This is a genomic window from Bacterioplanoides sp. (genome assembly GCF_965226395.1).
Lineage (GTDB): Bacteria > Pseudomonadota > Gammaproteobacteria > Pseudomonadales > Oceanobacteraceae > Bacterioplanoides.
In genome coordinates, this window is sequence record NZ_OZ245358.1 from 1208582 (window position 1) to 1226088 (window position 17507).

At 49.2% G+C, this 17507-nt stretch carries 16 protein-coding genes; 5 read left to right on the forward strand and 11 right to left on the reverse strand.

What is annotated here, in order from left to right; translation table 11 throughout:
- Window positions 1-14: 14 nt before the first annotated feature.
- Both tsaE and ACO05E_RS05550 read right to left on the reverse strand, forming a co-directional pair.
- Window positions 15-527, reverse strand: coding sequence for a tRNA (adenosine(37)-N6)-threonylcarbamoyltransferase complex ATPase subunit type 1 TsaE (gene tsaE, locus ACO05E_RS05545; protein ID WP_419811993.1), 513 nt, complete (start codon window positions 525-527; stop codon window positions 15-17).
- The gene (locus tag ACO05E_RS05550) at window positions 527-2062 is read right to left on the reverse strand and encodes an NAD(P)H-hydrate dehydratase (protein WP_419811994.1); all 1536 of its coding nucleotides are present in this window, start codon (window positions 2060-2062) and stop codon (window positions 527-529) included. Before ACO05E_RS05550 ends, tsaE begins: the two co-directional genes overlap by 1 nt.
- A gap of 69 nt (window positions 2063-2131) precedes the next feature.
- On the opposite strand from ACO05E_RS05550, the gene queG reads away from it, so the two are divergent.
- The gene (gene queG / locus ACO05E_RS05555; RefSeq protein ID WP_419811995.1) at window positions 2132-3217 is read left to right on the forward strand and encodes a tRNA epoxyqueuosine(34) reductase QueG; all 1086 of its coding nucleotides are present in this window, start codon (window positions 2132-2134) and stop codon (window positions 3215-3217) included.
- A 38-nt stretch (window positions 3218-3255) separates the two neighbouring features.
- Here queG and ACO05E_RS05560 read toward each other — a convergent pair whose 3' ends face one another.
- The 4 genes from ACO05E_RS05560 to ACO05E_RS05575 all read right to left on the reverse strand — a co-directional run bounded on the left by ACO05E_RS05560 (window position 3256) and on the right by ACO05E_RS05575 (window position 8904).
- The gene (locus ACO05E_RS05560; protein WP_419811996.1) at window positions 3256-3816 is read right to left on the reverse strand and encodes a YbhB/YbcL family Raf kinase inhibitor-like protein; all 561 of its coding nucleotides are present in this window, start codon (window positions 3814-3816) and stop codon (window positions 3256-3258) included.
- Between the two features lie 91 nt (window positions 3817-3907).
- Entirely contained in the window at window positions 3908-4744 is an 837-nt protein-coding gene (locus tag ACO05E_RS05565; protein WP_419811997.1) for a helix-turn-helix transcriptional regulator, read from the reverse strand.
- Window positions 4745-4844: 100 nt separating this feature from the next.
- On the reverse strand, window positions 4845-6767 hold the full coding sequence (locus ACO05E_RS05570) for a hypothetical protein (RefSeq protein WP_419811998.1): 1923 nt from the start codon (window positions 6765-6767) through the stop codon (window positions 4845-4847).
- Between the two features lie 196 nt (window positions 6768-6963).
- Window positions 6964-8904 (reverse strand): hypothetical protein, encoded by a 1941-nt coding sequence (locus tag ACO05E_RS05575; RefSeq protein ID WP_419811999.1) that lies wholly within the window; start codon window positions 8902-8904, stop codon window positions 6964-6966.
- A gap of 196 nt (window positions 8905-9100) precedes the next feature.
- Here ACO05E_RS05575 and ACO05E_RS05580 point away from each other — a divergent pair, with 196 nt between their 5' ends.
- Complete coding sequence (locus ACO05E_RS05580) at window positions 9101-9802, forward strand: RNA methyltransferase (RefSeq protein ID WP_419812000.1); 702 nt, start codon at window positions 9101-9103, stop codon at window positions 9800-9802.
- Between the two features lie 26 nt (window positions 9803-9828).
- On the opposite strand, the gene ACO05E_RS05585 is transcribed toward ACO05E_RS05580, so the two are convergent.
- On the reverse strand, window positions 9829-10842 hold the full coding sequence (locus ACO05E_RS05585) for a methyl-accepting chemotaxis protein (RefSeq protein ID WP_419812001.1): 1014 nt from the start codon (window positions 10840-10842) through the stop codon (window positions 9829-9831).
- Window positions 10843-11095: 253 nt separating this feature from the next.
- Between ACO05E_RS05585 and tkt the strand changes: the two genes are divergently transcribed.
- From tkt to ACO05E_RS05600, 3 genes are all read left to right on the forward strand, one after another.
- Window positions 11096-13099 carry a transketolase gene (tkt, locus tag ACO05E_RS05590; RefSeq protein WP_419812002.1) on the forward strand — a complete coding sequence of 668 codons (2004 nt, stop codon included), beginning with the start codon at window positions 11096-11098 and terminating at the stop codon, window positions 13097-13099.
- A gap of 188 nt (window positions 13100-13287) precedes the next feature.
- Entirely contained in the window at window positions 13288-14691 is a 1404-nt protein-coding gene (locus tag ACO05E_RS05595; protein ID WP_419812003.1) for an 8-oxoguanine deaminase, read from the forward strand.
- Between the two features lie 266 nt (window positions 14692-14957).
- Entirely contained in the window at window positions 14958-15551 is a 594-nt protein-coding gene (locus tag ACO05E_RS05600) for a substrate-binding periplasmic protein (protein WP_419812004.1), read from the forward strand.
- On the opposite strand, the gene ACO05E_RS05605 is transcribed toward ACO05E_RS05600, so the two are convergent.
- Genes ACO05E_RS05605 through fabV form a run of 4 tightly spaced genes read right to left on the reverse strand, consistent with a single transcriptional unit; the run spans window position 15548 to window position 17468 of the window.
- Complete coding sequence (locus ACO05E_RS05605) at window positions 15548-15982, reverse strand: YqaA family protein (RefSeq protein ID WP_419812005.1); 435 nt, start codon at window positions 15980-15982, stop codon at window positions 15548-15550. The genes ACO05E_RS05600 and ACO05E_RS05605 overlap by 4 nt on opposite strands.
- Window positions 15983-16135: a DUF2986 domain-containing protein gene (locus tag ACO05E_RS05610; protein ID WP_419813662.1), complete on the reverse strand. Its 153-nt coding sequence runs from the start codon at window positions 16133-16135 to the stop codon at window positions 15983-15985.
- On the reverse strand, window positions 16089-16217 hold the full coding sequence (locus tag ACO05E_RS05615) for a hypothetical protein (RefSeq protein WP_419813691.1): 129 nt from the start codon (window positions 16215-16217) through the stop codon (window positions 16089-16091). Before ACO05E_RS05615 ends, ACO05E_RS05610 begins: the two co-directional genes overlap by 47 nt.
- 48 nt (window positions 16218-16265) lie before the next feature.
- Window positions 16266-17468 (reverse strand): enoyl-ACP reductase FabV, encoded by a 1203-nt coding sequence (fabV, locus tag ACO05E_RS05620; RefSeq protein WP_419812006.1) that lies wholly within the window; start codon window positions 17466-17468, stop codon window positions 16266-16268.
- Between the last annotated feature and the right edge of the window lie 39 nt (window positions 17469-17507).

Genomic DNA, 17507 nt, shown 5'->3' on the forward strand with positions numbered 1-17507 from the left:
ATCCTGCTGAACGATCAAACTGTTAAAGCATTTAATGCCTCAGCCCAGGGCACGGCTCGTTCACGACGTGCCTGCCAGACTAATGCCCGGCTTTCTCCCAAGTCCTCTATTGATAGCACCAGATCGGCTTCGGGTAAAATCCCCACGCCTTTATCGGCCCATTCAATCAGACACAGTGCACCATCGCTAAGATAGTCGCGGATACCCATAAACTCGAGTTCTTCCGGATCGGCCAGTCGATAGAGGTCGAAATGACACACCTTAACATCGGCCAGTGAATAATCTTCCACCAGCGTATAGGTCGGGCTTTTTACCGCACCGTCATGGCCTAAGCCCTGAATCAATCCACGCGAAAAGGTGGTTTTTCCGGCACCTAAGGTGCCTTCTAAAAACAGTACCAGGCCAGTACTCAGTAATTGCCGGTCACGCAGATAAGCTGCCATCTTACCGGCGTAAGCCAGCATTTGGGGCTCACCAGTAAGGACCACTCCGGTGTGTTCAGAGGATAAGGTGTCTGACTGTGTCATCAGTTCATTAACTCTCTCAGGTAATTCATTAAATCAGTGGCTAATAAACCACGCTGGCCGCTTTCTGCCGTTGCCAGATCGGCAGCGCCACTGTGAATACACACACCGTAACGGGCCGCCTGCCAGGGTGACATGCCCTGTGCCAGCAAAGCTGCAATCACACCGGTTAACACATCTCCCATGCCACCACAGGCCATGCCCGGATTGCCATCGGTGCATAACGCCACATGCCCATCCGGCTTGGCAATAAGGGTTCCCTGACCTTTCAGTACCACGACGGCGTCGTAGGTTTTAGCCAGTTCACGCACCGCACTGAAGCGATCCGCCTGTACCTGCTCAATACTACTACCTAATAATCGTGCCGCTTCGCCCGGGTGAGGAGTCAGCACGACATCACGCTCGCTGAAACTGCGTTTCCAGCCCGGCGAGGCCAATAAATTCAGGCCGTCAGCATCCAGCACCAATGGCGACTCAACATTTAACACCTGTTGCAGTAATAATTCTGACCAGCTGCTTTGGCCTAACCCAGGGCCACAGGCAATCACCGTGCTTTGTTCCAGCAGCGGCTGTAGCTCAAGGCCCGATTCCACCGCTTTTACCATGGCTTCCGGGCGACGTACCAGAATCGGCGTCACATGTTCGGTGCGGGTAGCACAACGAATCAGGCCCGAGCCACAACGACCCGCAGCTTCTACCGCCATGGCTACCGCACCGCCCATACCATGATCACCACCCACAACCATCACATGGCCAAATTCACCTTTATGGGAATTACCACGGCGCGGACTCAGGCGCTGGCCCAAACGCTCCAGTCGATCCCAACTGATACGCTCACTTTGTGGCGGCACCTGATGGTACAACAGCGGATCAACCGCTAATGAAGCAAAGGCGATATCACCGGAGACATCCGGGCCATCAGACGTTAACAGCCCTTGTTTTACGCCAATAAAAGTAATGGTCAGGTCAGCCTGAATAGCGCAACCAAGAATACGGCCACTGTCGGCATGTAAACCTGAAGGTAAATCCAGCGCCAGTACATCGGCAAAGTGTGCATTCACAGCCTGAATCGCAGTGGCAAAATCACCATCAACGGCCTTGTTCAGCCCGGTGCCTAACAAGCCATCAATAATCACCTGGCCTTCGTAAATTAATTCGCCGCGAAAAGCCTGCGGTTCGACTCCGGCTTGTAGTGCCATTTCCCGCGCCTGATTGGCCGCAGGCGATAATTGAGTGTGATCACCCAGGGTATAAAACACCACATCCAGTCCATGGTGACAGGCCAGTGCGGCCAGCACATAAGCATCACCGCCGTTATTACCCGGGCCAGCCAGCACACACACCGAACTCTCTTCCGGCCAGCGCTCCAGCATGCTGGCAAACGCCGCTTCACCCGCCCGCGACATCAGCTCAAAGCCTGCGGTATCCGGCTGCAGTTGCTGAATCTGGCTAATCGCCAGCGCATCCAACTCGCGTACCTGAGCCGCACTGTAGAGTTCGCCGGGCAGATGATCTTTTGCTGAGTAAGGTCGGTTCATCCCTGCTTAGCCTTTCAATGTGGTAAATTTGCCAGAATTATATCGACAAGCGCCGTTTAAGTCCTGCCCATGAATTCAGATTTACCCCTTTTTACCCTGGCTGATGATCTGCGAGATCAGCTGGAGTTGTGGGCCAAAGAACTGGGATTTCAACAACTTGGGGTGACCGACGTTCAGCTCAATGAGCATGAAGAGCGCCTGCAACAATGGCTCAGACAGGGCTATCACGGCGAGATGGAATACATGGCCGATCACGGCAATATGCGTTCACGCCCGGATGAACTGCACCCGGGTACCATCCGGGTCATCAGCCTGCGTATGGATTACCTGCCGCCCGATATCAGCATCACCGAACAGCTACAGGATAAAAACAACGCCTATGTCTCGCGTTATGCCCTTGGCCGGGACTATCACAAGCTGATTCGTAAACGTCTGACCCAGCTGGGTAAAAAGCTGCAACAAGCCATTGCCGAATTAAATGCTGAGCAGCAGATGAATTACCGCGCTTTTGTCGACAGTGCGCCGCTACTGGAGCGCGCCTTAGCCAACAAAGCCGGGCTTGGCTGGATTGGCAAAAACACCATGCTGATCAACCGCAAAGCCGGGTCGTATTTTTTTCTTGGGGAAATTCTCACCGACCTGCCGTTAACGATCGATTCGCGTTATGAAAAAGACCACTGCGGCCGCTGTACTTCGTGCCTGGATATCTGCCCGACTCAGGCCTTTGTTGGCCCGCATGTTCTCGATGCCCGCCGCTGTATTTCTTATCTGACCATTGAACTGGACGGCCCGATTCCTGAGCCATTACGCCATGGCATTGGTAATCGTATTTTTGGCTGCGATGATTGCCAGATTGGCTGTCCGTGGAATCGCTTTAGCAAGCACACTCAGGAAGCGGATTTCACCCCACGCCACCAGCTCGATAAAGCCACCTTGCTGGAATTATTCTCCTGGGACGAAGCCACCTTTTTGAAGCGCACCGAAGGTATGCCGATCCGCCGTACCGGATTTGAAAACTGGCAGCGCAATATTGCTGTGGCCTTAGGCAATGCGCCGACCAGTTTAGAAGTGATTGAGACACTGAAACGTGCCCGAGTCAGCGCCAGCCCATTGGTTCAGGAACATATCGACTGGGCGCTTAAGCAGCACGGTTAGTTTTTTAACGTCAGTAACGTTATTAAATTTGGAGTGAATTAATCGCGTTTATATAATGCCTCGATAGTGGCTGACCCCAATGCATTCGCATTCACCATATATCCAGTTAACGCCGCCGACGCCTCTTTAGGTAATTCTAACTTCTGCTTCAGGGCATACACGGTAAACTGATAGCGGTGTGCACCGTCTCCCGGTGGTGGGCAAGCGCCACCAAACGCATGACTGCCATAATCATTGCGCATTTGCATGCTGCCCGCCGGTAAATCTTTACCCGCTTCTGTCCCGACTCCAGCACTTAACTGGCTAACGTTTTTAGGAATATTCACCAATTGCCAGTGCCACCAGCCACTGCCAGTTGGAGCATCCGGATCATACGCCAATAACGCAAAAGCCTGCGTACCTTTGGGCGCACCACTCCAGCTCAGTTGCGGCGACTTATTCCCGCCATTACAACCAAAGCCGGTAAATTCCTGAGCGTTAGCCATAAATTCACCATGGCGAATGTCTTTACTGGTCAGAGTAAAGGATTCCGCGTAAGCAGCTGTGTGCATCAGGCCGGCAACAGCCAGCGTCGCAACAGGTTTGATAAGATGCTTCATAATAAGGTGCCCTAAGGTATTTAATGATCCGAAAACAGAGACACCATCATAAAAAGTTTAGCGCCGCTACATTACTACCAAAGCAATCGTTTTATCGCCCGATGCTCTCAACAGATACATTGGTGTCATTAAGCTGTGTGCGTCGTAGTTCTCGCGGTGTGGTGCCAAATTGTTGTTTGAATTTATCGGTAAAACGCGACGGCGAGATATAGCCACAATGCTCAGCAATCTGCCCAATGGGCTGCATGGTGGTTTGAATCAAATGCAGACCTAACCCCAAACGTGCCTGGTCTTTAATCCCCTGTAAGCTGGCTCCCTGACTTTTCAACTTACGATGCAAGGTTGCTTCGCTCATAGCTAACTGAGAGGAAATAGAAGTTGCGGTTAATTCAGCCATTGGATTATTCACAATCATGCGATGAATCTGGTTTGCTAATGATTTATGCTGTACCAATGAGGCCAGACCCTGACATCCCTGATAATGCAACAGCTGTAAAATTTCTTTGCGTCGTGATGACCACAAGGCCTGGGGCACAGAGGCAGACCACTCAATAAACTGGGTTAACGCCAGAGTCAGTTCCTCATTTAATAAACCGGATATATAAGCGCTGTCAGAGTGCTCCTCCAGAGGGAGCGCATCAAATTCCTGAGGTTCAAATTCGAGCAGTAGCGCCAGATAATTCGACTGCCAAGGAATATTGCGCATATCAACGAAAGCACTCCCCGGTAGCCAGACAAAATGACCGGCGGCTACGTTAAAAGCCGGTTCAGAACCCAGCTCTTTATTGCCCTTAAGCACACACACCAGCATCGGCTTAGGTACCGGAACATTCAGCAGGCTTTGCTCTCGACAAGCAGCGTAGACAGAAAAAGGCTGTGCACTGGTCTTATTCTGACTTTGCAGAACTGAATCAATCAGATTTTGCATAACGAGAGAGGTAGGAATTAAAAATTAACACAAGTACCAAACAGTAAAGCATCCGGTACTTGCGTGAAAGAAATAAAGTGTCTGGTTATTCCGGAACAGTTTATTCAGGAACGACAATCCGTACCCGGCCTGAATCTTCTAAACCACCTTTATCAGCACCATTCTGAGACAAAATATAATAGTCCCCTCCCACGCCTTGCTGGGCAACCGCAATAAACATATCGAATTGAGCCTCGCCGACAATGGCATCGCCTATTTGCTCACCCGAAGTGGCACTAAACAAACGAACAGAACCTGCGTCTTCAATACCATTTTCGTTGTCAAAAAACGATATAACCACATAATTACCGCTATTCAATTCAACAATGCCACTACGTCCTAATTGGTCAGTTGCAGATTCTCCTGCTTTCAGAGTTCCAATAGTCTCGCCCGTTGCTCCGTTAAATAGCTGAACAGAACCGGCGAAAGTAACACCATTCACTGTATCAGTCTGAGAACTCACCAGGTAATTATTATTACTAAAAGCAGCCACACCGGTAAATCCGATACGATCATCTTGATTATCACCTACAAAGGCTTCACCAATTTGCTCGCCGGTACGACCATTTATCAGGCGAACTGAACCAGAATCTGTGACTGAATTTTCATCATCAAGATGTGAAGCAACAACATAATTACCATTATTCAGTACACGCACCCCCCTAGAGCCCAAAGAATCACCAATATTATCACCAGCTAACGGCTGACCAATAGGCTGTCCCGTTTCGCCATTGATCAAACGTACAGAACCAACATCTTCCAGACCATTTTCGTTATCGGATGCGGAAGCAATGACATAATTCCCCCCAGGCAACACAGTGATATCACCACCAATCTGATCATTGTTCGCATCACCCACAATCGGCGAACCAATAGCTGCACCGGTTTCACCATCAAACAAACGCACACTCCCGGCATATGACACACCCTTTTCATTATCATTGGCTGATGCCACTACATAATTACCGTTATCAAGTGTAAACGTACCGTTACTTCCAATCAGATCGTCTGTCTGATCTCCGTAAAAAGTAGAACCAATTTGCTCACCCGTTATCGCATTAAACAATCTCACTGAGCCAGCACGAGAGATATCACCAAGATTATCGTCAGGAGAAGTGATGACATAGTTGCCGTTCTTTAAGATGGCTAATTTTTTTCTTCCGAGTCGATCATTTTCCTGATCACCAAACAATGTGGTTCCAATCTGCCGGCCTGTTTCACCGTCTACGAGTACAACCGAACCAACATCTTCAAGCGCACCATTGCTGGCGCTGGACGACACAATCACATAATTATTATTTGGTAGTGCATAAACATCACTACCAAAAACGTCGTTTTCAGCGACTCCTGTTAACGGCTCACCTATCGGTTCTCCAGTGACCCCATTCAGTAACTGAACAGAACCTACACCGGATAAATTCCCTACAGCAGTACTGGGAGAAGCGACAACCAAGTGCCCATTAGTGAGTTGAGTAATACCGCCACTGCCCAAAAACGCATTAGCCGTTTTTCCGGTAACAATCGCCAACTGCTCTCCAGTACGACCATGCATCAGGCGAACAGATCCAGCATTAGCAATACCATCAACCGTGTCATTCGGTGACGCGATCACATAATTATCACCAACTAACGCAATTCGACGACCAATCTGATCGTTTCCATTATCACCGTAGACACTGGAAATCGGAGTAGCAGAACGTGGGCTGTACAAATGCACCGCTCCATTTTTTTCTACCACGCTGGAGTCGCCCGAGTCGGTCACCACGATATTACCATTCGGTAATTGCAATACCTGTGAGCCAAACTTATCTCCAGCCCCCGGGGTTGGATCCAGTAATTCCAGAGAAGTGGTGGGAGTCAGCGGTTCAGGATTTGGGCTGACTTCCGGGCCACCACCGCCACCACTACTGCCACCGCAGGCGCTGATAGCGATTGAGAGAGCAGTAACAAGAAGTGATTTATTTTTGAGCGAAAAAGCAGGCATTTATACCTCCATGTAAGAAACAGTAGTATTTTTGTTACTAATAATTACTTAGTTTCGCATACCCGAAAGAGCGATGTATAGCGAAAAAGCATGCTGTCATGGAAGTGTCACAATACTTTCTTACTAAAAAGCGCCAAGCCGAATATTCGGCTGGCGCTCATTGAGAAAATAATAAGAAAAGAAGAGAGATTATTGCTTAAGGCAGCACAATCCGCACCCGCCCAGAATCTTCTAAACCACCTTTATCAGCACGACGCTGAGTCAGAATAAAGTAGTCACCGCCCACGCCTTGCTGAGCAACCGCAGCTGACATATCGTCAGTAGCTTCACCAACAATGGCATCTCCGATCTGTCTTCCGTTATTGCCATCAAACAAACGCACGGAACCCGCATCAACAATGCCATTTTCATCATCATCTGAAGACAACACCACATACTTACTGCTGGCCAATGCGATACCACGATCACGACCTAACAAGTCGTCCTCGATATCACCAACAGTTGCATCGCCAATGGCCGCACCGTTCGAGCCATTAAACAAGCGGATTGAACCCGCATCATCCACACCATTCACCGTATCGCCGGCAGCTAACACCACATAGTTGTTGTTATTCAGTGCCAGTACCCGACCTATGGCATCGGTTGGGTCGTTTCCTGTGAATAAGGCAATTTCTTCTCCGGTATCACCATCCATCAAGCGCACGGAGCCAGCATTGCTTACACCATTTACGTCATCAAGCTGTGACGCCACCACATAGTTACCATTATTCAATGCAACAACACCCAGGGTACTGAGCATATCCTGGTCATTATCACCAACTAGAGCTGGGCCAATTTGTACACCCGTGGTGCCATTCACCAAACGAACTGAACCGGCCTCGGTGACACCATTTTCATCATCGAATCGAGTACGAATAACATAATTCCCATTTGGTAAAACCGTGATTCGGCCAAACTGATCACCAGCTGAATCACCTCGAATCGGCGTACCAATGGCGGCACCTGTTGTGCCATTAAATAACCGCACGCTACCACCAATAACGCCGTTATTGCTATCGGAAGGCGAGGCCACGACATAATTTCCATTCCCTAAGGAGTAGGTGCCCAGTGAACCTAGCTGATGACTAGCAGCCTCACCAAACAGAGTCGCGCCAATCTGCGCCCCGGTACTGCCATTAAATAAACGTACTGACCCAGCTCGCGTGGCATCGCCGTTATTTTCCAGAGAAGAAGTCACGACATAATTGCCGTTGCCCAGATCGACAGCATCATTACGACCGACGGTATCATTCGCCTCATCACCATTGAGAGTGGCACCCATTTGTTCACCGGTTTCACCGTTCACCAAAACCACACTGCCCGCGTTTTCAATACCATTAACATCAGCGTTCAACGAAGTGATCACATAATTGTTATTGCTTAGCACAAACACCTTGTTACCAAAGCGATCATTTTCAGCAACACCAGTTAACGGCTCGCCAATGGCCTGCCCTGTTTCACCATTTACCAGCCAAACAGAACCAACACTGGACAGGTTGCCCTGTGCGGCATTCGGTGAAGCAACCACAAAATTTCCGTTGCCCAGTTCGGTAATGCTTCCGCTGCCTAGCAGCGCATTAGCTGTTGGGCCTGACACCATAGCGACCTGTTCACCGGTATTGCCATTCATCAGCCGCACTGAACCCGCATCGACCAGGCCATTCACATCATCAAATGGCGAAGCAATAACGTAATAAGCATCGCCCACCAGCTCGACAATACTGCCAAGTGAGTCATTGGCATTGTCACCATAAAGACTGGCAATTGGCGTGGCAGAAAGTGGGCTGTATAAATGCACCGCACCATTGTGCTCAGCAACACTGGAGTCCAACTGGTCTCTCACAACAATGTTGCCATTTGATAGCTGAACTATGCCTGTGGAACCAAATTCATCACCAGCGCCCGGGGTTGGATCGATTAATTCAAGTGATGCTGTTGGTACTTGTAATGGTGTTGGTGTGATGGCTGTTGGAGCTTGCGGGTCGGTGCCAGGATCGGGATTGCCACCGCCACCGCCACCGCCACCGCCACAAGCGCTGACAGCCGCAGATAAAATAGCAACCAGAAGTGATTTATTTTTTATTGGAAAATCTGGCATACATACCTCTTGGTAAAATACAGGTCATTTACTAACAATTTCTGAGTCTCTCACATCACACAATGTCTTAATAGAGCTCACACATCTGTCATATAAATGTCATACTCCGCCACACAGGAAGTGGTTGAAAAATTCGTTACAATAAACCGCTAAAGTCGCAACATTGCTTAATAACACCGGCTCACATCGGCAGATCATGAAACTCGACGACATTAAAAAACTGCACCAGAAAAAATACCGTACTCAGTTTGGCTGTTATCTGGTAGAAGGTGAGCACTTGCTGCTGGAGCTGGAGAAGACATCACTGAAACAATGTGAAGTACTGGTGACCGAGCAATATCAGGACTGGCCGACCCGCTTTAAAAAGACGTTGATCAGCGGCAAAAAGATGGCGACCATTTCAGATACCAAGTCGCCACAGGGCATTATTGCGGTTGTGTCATTTGAGTCGTTAAAAGTGCCTGTTTCGTCCAAAGCCATTTACCTCTATGAAGTACAGGACCCGGGCAACTTAGGCACAATCTTGCGCACCCTGGGATGGTTTGGCGGTTATAAATGCATTCTCAGCCCCGGTAGTGTCGACCCGTTTAATCCAAAGGTAGTACGTTCCAGCATGGGGGCTATTTTCCATGTGGATATTGAACAGGATGTAACACTGGAGCTGCTGCAACAACGCTTCCCAAGAATTGCCACATTAGATATGAATGGCAGCAAATTAAGCGAGCCATCCTTTGGCGAGTTCGATTGCTATTTGTTTGGCAACGAAGCCCGAGGGGTGCCGAACGATCAACTATCCTGCTTTGAAGTATCGCCTTATACCATCACCGGCAATGGCGCGATTGAGTCTTTAAATTTAGCCACTGCTGTTAATATGACGATGTATGAATTACACCGCTAAGCTGGTCTGGGTACAATTAACAGTCCCTAACATTGCGCCAGTTCCTGTAATTGTTTGCTGATATTTTTTGCCAGCTCCATATTCTTGGCCGACCCTTGCTGGGATGCCATGGCGTCTTCTTTCAGTTGGCCTAAATCCTCGGCGATTTTCTGAGCATTACTGGTTTGCGTTTCAGTCTGGCGAATCATATTGCTTAACATTCCATCGACCTGCTGCAGTGCGGCTTCAGCATTCTGGCTGATACGTTCGCTACCGGCTTCACCCTCATGGGTGGTCATCAGCGTTTTTTGCATTTGTTCACGAAATTGTTCAGAGCTTTGCAGAAACTCTTTTTCTGTACCCGTCAGGCTGTTGAGCAATTCGTTGATCTTTTCTGCTTGCTGACCCGCGTGGGCCGCCAGGTTTTTCACTTCGTCGGCCACCACCGCAAAACCACGACCCGCTTCCCCGGCACGTGCCGCTTCAATCGCTGCATTTAATGCTAATAAATTGGTTTGTTCTGAAATACCACGAATGGTTTGTGCCATTTCATGAATATCCTGAAATTGCTGATCAAAACTCTGCAATCTCTCCTGCTGCTGCCCCGACCAATCAACAGCCTGATGCAATTGCTGGCATAAGCGCTGCACTTTTGGATCGTTATCACGAATGCTCGCCGCTAACTCATCCATCACACCGTGGCAGGCACGGGTTTGTTCAGCGATTTGTCCTGCATCGGCGGATAATTCTTCGGTCAGCCGCACCATATCTTCGGCAAAACTGATGCGCTGCCCTGAGGCTGCATTTACCCGGGTGGCGTTATTCAATACCGTAGCAGCCAGTTGATCGACATCACCCAAGCGCTGTTTGCAGACCGAATATTCATCCTCAAGCGATAACTGTACATTATCGATATCTGGCTCATCAGCCGGAGCCTGCCACAGCACCACAACCGCCACCACTGCAAACACAGGCGGCAGCCAGAACAATCCAGGTAGCAGCCATTCGGCCAATAGCATGAGTAACAGAGCTGCCAGGGCAGCACCTTGTTGTACGGTCATAACTCCAGTCCCGGTAAATCAAAACGATTGGACAAAAGTATAGACAGCCCTGACAAAAAGCGAGCTGTCATCACGAACGCATCCTGATTATGCGGAAAATCCCGATTGCTGCTGATCGCTTTCTGAGCGACAATGGCGCCCTTTTTTCACTCAGGGTAAAAAACTGGCTGTTTTTTGTTCTGAATCACTGGCTGAACCGTGCTTTTCGGCCAGACTAATACGCATTATTTACCGTGATATTCAGGAGTCGTACATGACCTCTCGTTCCGAACTGGCCAATGCCATCCGTGCATTGAGCATGGACGCCGTTCAGAAAGCTAAATCTGGCCACCCAGGTGCCCCAATGGGCATGGCCGACATCGCCGAAGTGTTATGGAACGACTACCTCAAGCACAACCCGGAAAACCCGGATTGGGCTGACCGCGACCGCTTTATCCTGTCTAACGGTCACGGTTCTATGCTGATCTACTCGCTGCTGCACTTAGCTGGTTACGATCTGAGCATCGACGACATCAAAAACTTCCGTCAGCTGCACTCCAAAACTCCAGGTCACCCGGAGTACGGTTATGCACCAGGTATCGAGACCACCACCGGCCCTCTGGGTCAGGGCATCGCTAACGGCGTTGGTATGGCGACCGCAGAGAAAGTGTTGGCCGCTCAGTTCAACCGTGACGGTCACGACATTGTTGACCACCACACCTACGTATTCTTAGGTGATGGTTGCATGATGGAAGGGATCTCCCACGAAGCCTGTTCTTTAGCCGGCACCTTAGGCTTGGGCAAACTGGTTGCGTTCTACGACGACAACGGCATCTCCATTGATGGTGAAGTTGAAGGCTGGTTCACCGACGATACCGTTAAGCGTTTTGAATCGTATGGCTGGCAGGTTATCCCACGCGTTAACGGCCATGATCCGGAAGAGATCAAACAAGCCATCGAAACCGCCCGTGAAAACACCGAGCAACCAACGCTGATCTGCTGCAAAACCATCATTGGTTTTGGCTCACCAAACAAAGAAGGCAAAGAAGACTGCCACGGCGCACCACTGGGCGACGACGAAATTGCTCTGACCCGTGAGCGTTTAGGCTGGAACCACGGCTCTTTCGAAATCCCTGAAAACGTCTATGAAGGCTGGAGCGCCAAAGAAAAAGGTGCCGCAGCCGAGCAAAGCTGGAACGACAAGTTCGCAGCGTACCAAGCGGCTTACCCGGAACTGGCGGCTGAATACAAGCGTCGTATGGCCGGTGATTTACCCGCTGATTTCTCTGAAAAAGCTCAAGCTTACATCGAAGAGTGTCAGGCCAAAGGTGAAGAAGTGGCTTCCCGTAAAGCCTCTCAGAACACCCTGAACGCATTTGGCCCACTACTGCCGGAATTTCTGGGCGGTTCTGCTGACCTGGCTGGCTCTAACCTGACTCTGTGGAAAGACGCTCAAGGCGTAAGCGATATAGATGCTTCCGGTAACTACCTGTTCTACGGCGTGCGTGAATTTGGCATGAGCGCCATGATGAACGGTATTGCTCTGCACAAAGGTTTTGTCCCTTACGGCGCTACCTTCCTGATGTTTATGGAATACGCCCGTAACGCGGTACGTATGGCAGCGCTGATGAAGCAACGCTCCATCTTTGTATACACCCACGATTCTATTGGTCTGGGTGAAGACGGCCCGACACACCAACCGGTTGAGCAAGTGGCTAACCTGCGTAACACACCAAATCTGGAAACCTGGCGTCCGTGTGACACGGTTGAATCAGCAACGTGCTGGAAGTCGGCGGTTGAACGTGCTGATGGCCCAAGCGCATTGATCTTCTCTCGTCAGGGTTTGCAACATCAGCAGCGTACTGCTGAGCAGGTAAACAACATCGCCAAAGGTGGTTATATCCTGCGTGATGCTGTTAACCCAGAAACAGGCACTCCGGATGCCATCATCATCGCCACTGGTTCTGAAGTGAAACTGGCGATGGAAGCGGCTGAGCAGCTGTCTGGCAAGCAGGTTCGCGTTGTTTCTATGCCGTCTGCCGAAGTGTTCTGCAAACAAGATGCGGCTTATATCGAATCCGTACTGCCAGCCGCAGTAACAGCTCGTGTAGCGGTTGAAGCCCTGCATAAAGACTTCTGGTACAAGTTTGTTGGCCTGCAAGGCAAGATCATTGGCATGGACACCTTCGGTGAATCTGCACCAGCGAGTGAACTGTTTAAAGAGTTTGGCATTACTACTGATGCGGTTGTTGACGCGGTTAATGAACTGACTGCATAAGCCTTTCGCTTAATCCAATAAAAATTAGCCGCCATTGTTATTCAATGGCGGCTTTTTTATTTCTGCTCCACCTGCTACATTGGCTTCAGCAGATTAACACGCAAGTCACTGCTCGTTTCGGAAGCGTATTTATATTGTATTTATAAGGACACTTCTGAATTCCTTAATTTTTATTTTTAGGAGCAGTTATGTCGACGAGCGCATCACAATCGTTATCTCACTCGCAGAAAAATATCTGGATTAAACATCCGCTGGCCTGTTTTACTGCCAATAATACTGATGCCAGTAACGGTATTGTGATTAGTGGCGATCGTATTATCGAGCTGGTCGCTAAAGGCCAGCAACCGCAATCTGATATTCATCAGACCTTCGATGCCCGAGAGCATGTGTTATTGCCCGGCTTAATTAATACCCACCACCATTTTTATCAGACACTCACACGGGCCTGCCCTCCGGCACTGAATAAAAAATTATTTCCGTGGTTACAGACTCTGTACCCTATTTGGGCCAAGCTGACTCCCGCAGCACATGCCACAGCAACCGAGCTGGTGATGGTGGAATTAATGTTATCCGGTTGTACCACCGCCGCAGATCATCATTATTTATTTCCCCAAGGATTGGAGAGCGCGATTGACCAGCAAGCTGAGGTTGCGTTGAAGCTAGGAATGCGCGCGACCTTAACTCGCGGCTCTATGACTCTGAGTCAGAAAGACGGTGGTTTGCCTCCGGAAACAGTCGTGCAAACCGAGCAACAAATTCTCGACGACAGTGAGCGCCTGATAAAACGCTGGCATCAACAAGATGAGAATGCTTTGGTCGAAATTGCACTCGCACCCTGCTCGCCCTTTTCTGTCACTCAGGACATTATGAAAGCCAGTGCTGCACTGGCTGAAAAATATAACGTTGGCTTGCATACTCACTTAGCCGAAACCGAAGACGAAAATAATTTCTGCCTGAAGATGTTTGGTTTACGGCCACTGGATTATCTCGAATCTGTTGGCTGGTTAAATGAACGCACCTGGCTGGCGCATGGAATTCATTTTAATGATGAAGAAATTCTCCGTTTAGGAAAAGCTAACACTGGCATCTGTCATTGCCCATCCTCAAATATGGTATTGGCTTCGGGAATTTGTCGGGTCAATGAATTAAAAGCCGCAGGCAGCCCGGTCGGTTTAGGTGTTGATGGCAGCGCCTCTAATGACCACAGCAATTTAATGCAGGAAATTCGTCAGGCACTATTAATTCAGCGTTTACGCTACCAGGCCGATGAATTTACCCATCTGGATGCACTCGCCCTGGCGACAGCAGGATCTGCCGCCGTATTACGACGGCCGGATATTGGTGAATTAGCCGTTGGCAAAAAAGCCGATCTGGCGTTATTCAAACTCGATGAACCACGCTTCAGTGGTGCGCATGATCCTCTGGCCGCTCTGGTGTTATGTGGTGCCTCTCAAGCCGATGCGGTGATGATTAATGGTGAGTGGACAGTAAAAAATAAAGAGTGGCTGGCTGGTGATCTGAACGAGTTAATGGCGTGCCATCAGCAAGCAGCACAAACTCTATACAATGCCTCCAATGGCACAAGTCGCTAAACAAAATTCCATTACTCTGAGATATAAGCCTTGCCGAATATCCGTGCAAGGCTTATGTTCAGACCCGGAAATCAGCTATTAGCGTGTTATGGAGATCCGCTATCAATAATAAAAATTATCACGGGTTTGTATACCTGATTATATTCTGCCTTTTCTTTGGCTCTGCCCGGCTATCGTTCGCTCAGCCCGATATTGACCCGGCCGCAGCACAAGTACAGTTTCTGGGAGCCAATGTACCGCCCTTTTCATGGTTACAGGGCAACACCGTGACAGGCATCAATATTGAGATTGTTGAACAGGCGGCGCTGTCGCTGGGGGTATCCTCACGTAGTGATATTATCCCTCTCAAACGGGCCATAAAGATGATCGAACAGCCCGGTAACTTTTTGGTAGGCTTAGCCCGAACTCCGGATCGTGAATCACATTTTAATTGGATTGCACCTCTGGTTCCGACCCGCATCGGTATGCTGAGTTGGGAAGATGGTTCCATTTCGTCCTCTCCTCTGCGAGGAGAAATATGCGTGCACTACAGCACTCCCATGGAAAGCTGGCTTAAACAGCATAATCATCCCGATTATATTGTTGTTAAAAATGAAGAGGCCTGCCTGAAGCTTCTGACCAATCATCTGGTGAAATACTGGTTTACGGAGTTTCATCTGGCTCACTATCTGATTCAGCAACAAGGATTAGATAACAATCACCTGATTGAAAATGAGGTGATTATGGAGCCCCACCTCTACATGGCGAGCTCGCTGAACACACCGGATTCTGTGATTCATCTCTGGCGGAATCAGTTGGAAGAAATGAGAAAAAACGGCTTATTTGAAAAAACCATCCGTCGTTATATTAACGACTATTAAGCGGCCAGAGAAAATAACCCCGCCACAATGATATAGCGCCCAAGCTTAGAGATTAAAATCAGTAGCAGCGCTTTTTGCCATGGCGCTTTTAATATACCGGCAAGCAAGGTTAGCGGATCTCCTACCACAGGAACCCAGGACAATAATAAACTCCAGATACCATAACGCCGGAACCAGCGTTCGGCTTTTTGCCAGCCAGTACCCTGCAACTTATTTTTCTTGTGTAACCACTCATGTGCCCAATAACCTAAGGCATAGCTCAGGTAACTGCCCAGTGTATTGCCAGCTGTGGCAAACATGACGGTATAAAGTGGTGAAAAACCTTGCGCCAGCATCAGTAACAACAACCACTCAGAACCCAGAGGTAATAAGGAGGCCGCCATAAAAGAAAGAAGAAACAATGCGGCGTAACCCGGCTCTAACCATTCCATTTATTCAGAGAGATCCTGACTTTCAGTTGGCCTGTTAACACTTGCTTCGAGTTCCGCCCGCTCAGCTTTAGAAATATAACGCGGCTTATTAGAGTTCTTCGGCGCCTCACGCTTCTGAGTTTTCTTCAGTTTTTTGGTGAGGATAGTTTTGATCTTTTTCTTGCGGTTCATGATGTTGACTGGTTGCTGTCTGGCTGGTGATTGTACCGCTATCAGGAGAGGATGTAACAGCCATAAAAAAGCCCTGCATCGTGCAGGGCTCAGACAATAAAATAAACGCGAATTAAATATCAATCACATCAAATGGTACAACCGGATTCACATCCGCGTCGTAGTCGATACCGTCGATACCAAAACCAAACAGCTTCAGGAATTCGTCTTTATATTCCTGATAATCGGTTAATTCACGCAGGTTATCGTCGGTCAATGTTGGCCACAACGCCTGACAATGTTCCTGAACATCAGCGCGTAATTCCCAATCATCGAGACGCAGACGATTATTATCATCCACTTCAGGAGCGGCACCGTCACTGCGGTATAAACGCTCGCGGAACATACGGTTGATCTGTTCAATACAACCTTCGTGAATACCCAGTTCACGCATTTTCTTAAAGGCCATGGCGATATACAGCGGCATAACCGGGATTGCCGAGCTGGCCTGGGTGACGACGCTTTTTAATACCGCAACATTCGCTGAACCACCGGTCTTTTTCATTTCAGCATCAATCGCATGTGCGGCACGGTCCAGGTCTTTCTTCGCTTCACCTAAAGCGCCGTTCCAATAAATCGGCCAGGTGATTTCAGTACCGATATAGCTGTAAGCCACGGTTTTACAGCCTTCCGCCAAAACTCCTGCTTCGGATAAAGCTGACATCCATAATTCCCAGTCTTCGCCGCCCATCACAGTCACAGTGTCAGCAATTTCCTGCTCATTAGCCGGTTCAACTTCGGCTTCAAATAAGGTGTCTTTGTTGGTATCAACGGCGGTGGCTTTATACACCTCACCCACGGGTTTCAGGGCAGAGCGAATAAGCTCACCGCTGTCTGGTAGTTTACGTACCGGTGATGCCAGCGAGTACACCACCATATCCACCTGACCTAAGTCTTGTTTGATCAGCTCAATGGTTTTGGCTTTGGCTTCGTGGCTAAAAGCGTCGCCGTTTAAGCTCTTGGCGTATAAGCCCGCCTCGTGTGCCAATTGGTCGAAGGCTGCCGAGTTATGCCAACCTGCGGTACCGGCTTTTTTCTCGGTGGCCGGTTTTTCAAAGAACACACCAATGGTCGCGGCACCAGAACCAAACGCAGCGGTAATGCGCGACGCCAGGCCATAACCACTGGACGAACCAATCACCAGCACCTTCTTTGGGCCATTGACGACATCACCCTGGGCTTGGGTGATATTGATCTGCTCCTGAACATTGGCTTCGCAGCCAGTTGGGTGGGTTGTGGTGCAAATAAAACCGCGAATCTTGGGCTTAATAATCATGGAATGTCCTTCAATACAGATAGCTAGGTATCAGATTAG